Source organism: Pantoea sp. SIMBA_079 (assembly GCF_046940275.1).
GTDB classification, from domain to species: domain Bacteria; phylum Pseudomonadota; class Gammaproteobacteria; order Enterobacterales; family Enterobacteriaceae; genus Pantoea; species Pantoea borealis.
Genome location: NZ_JAWRYR010000080.1, coordinates 1 through 361 on the forward strand (window position 1 = coordinate 1; position 361 = coordinate 361).

1 protein-coding gene is annotated in these 361 nt (G+C 66.5%); it reads right to left on the reverse strand.

All coding sequences use genetic code 11. From position 1 onward, the window contains the following. Positions 1-361, reverse strand: a 361-nt coding sequence (locus tag SB719_RS19190) for a LysR substrate-binding domain-containing protein (protein ID WP_412159607.1), incomplete at both ends; no start/stop codon positions are given.

Sequence of the window (361 nt, forward strand, 5' to 3'; positions counted from 1 at the left end):
TGTTCAGTGGCGCGTCGATGGCAAAGTCCAGGCGGCCGGCGGCGAGTTCCTTGGTGGTCTCGCGGCGCTTGCCCAGGAAGCTCGCGATCATTACCGCCGGCGCCAGGCGGCGCAGGCGCTGGAACAGCGGCGGCAAGATGACCGCCTCGGTCAGGTCGGTCATGCTGATGCGGAAGGTCTTGTTGGCCTGCTGCGGGTTGAACGTGCGGCTTTCCTGCACCGAGGTCCGCAGTAGCGCCAGGGCGTTGCGCACCGGGCCGATGATGTTCTGCGCCATGGGTGTGGGCACCATGCCTTGCGCGGTGCGCACGAACAGCGGGTCATTGAAGGTTTCGCGCAGACGCGACAGGGCATTGGACAC